We start from the raw sequence: 907 nt of genomic DNA on the forward strand, positions 1-907 counted from the left end.
ATAAAAAGTTGAAACTTCGTTAAAGAGGAATTCCATGGACTTTACAGTGTTCACGCAACTTTTCGATAAAATTGATCAGATAACAAAAACATATGTCACGGATATTTCCTCAAAAACAATAGCTACAATTACGCCCTTTGTATCAATCGGTATCACAATTGCTTTCATCATCTATGGATGGCTCATCATTCGTGGCGCTATAGATATGCCTCTCTCCGGATTTGTAAATCGTTTCCTACGGATAAGTATTATTACTTCAATAGCTCTTACCACAGGACTTTATCAAAATGAAATTGCCAATTTGATAACACAAATGCCCTATGAGTTATCAAAAGCGCTCATAACAAATCCACTCACTGATACACAATTAATGAATTTACTAGACAAAGCAGCAGGCAAAGGATTTCAATATGCAGGACGTCTTTTCCAAGAAACTGTCTTCTTCGAAGCCAATGGACTGCTTTACAGTCTCTTAGGCATCATCATCTTGCTGGCAACAAGCCTCGTAGTAGCAATCGGCGGTGGTCTCGTGCTCCTGACAAAAATCGCTATTACACTTCTCGTAGGATGGGGACCACTCTTCATCATTGCTGTGCTCTGGCAACCAACTCATCGCCTTTTCGAGCAATGGATAATCCAAGTCGTCAATTATATAATCCTCTTTCTGCTCTTAGCGACTGTGTTTAATCTGATGATGAATATCTTTGCAAACTATTTGAGCGATATGAAATTCGATTATAACCAAAATATAAGTTCCATGTTTGGGGGGGCTCTCATCTTGTCCATTATATCCATCATGCTGTTACTCAAACTATCAAGCGTTGCCAATTCTCTCGCAAAAGGAATTACATTTGGACATCTATGGAGACATAGAAACTAGAGGAGATAAAAAACAATGGTTCCCGTA

The 907-nt window shown here is 38.7% G+C and carries 1 protein-coding gene; it reads left to right on the forward strand.

Annotated elements, in window-relative coordinates; genetic code table 11:
* Window positions 1–34: 34 nt before the first annotated feature.
* Window positions 35–880, forward strand: coding sequence for a type IV secretion system protein (locus tag ACFINF_RS09390; protein WP_375620614.1), 846 nt, complete (start codon window positions 35–37; stop codon window positions 878–880).
* Window positions 881–907 lie beyond the last annotated feature (27 nt).

Source organism: Bartonella sp. TS25HLJMH (genome assembly GCF_042193505.1).
Classification (GTDB): domain Bacteria; phylum Pseudomonadota; class Alphaproteobacteria; order Rhizobiales; family Rhizobiaceae; genus Bartonella; species Bartonella grahamii.

Bases quoted from the DNA above. Each gene is read 5' to 3' on its own strand.
- ACFINF_RS09390 (WP_375620614.1), top strand. From the start codon at position 35: ATGGACTTTACAGTGTTCACGCAACTTTTCGATAAAATTGATCAGATA.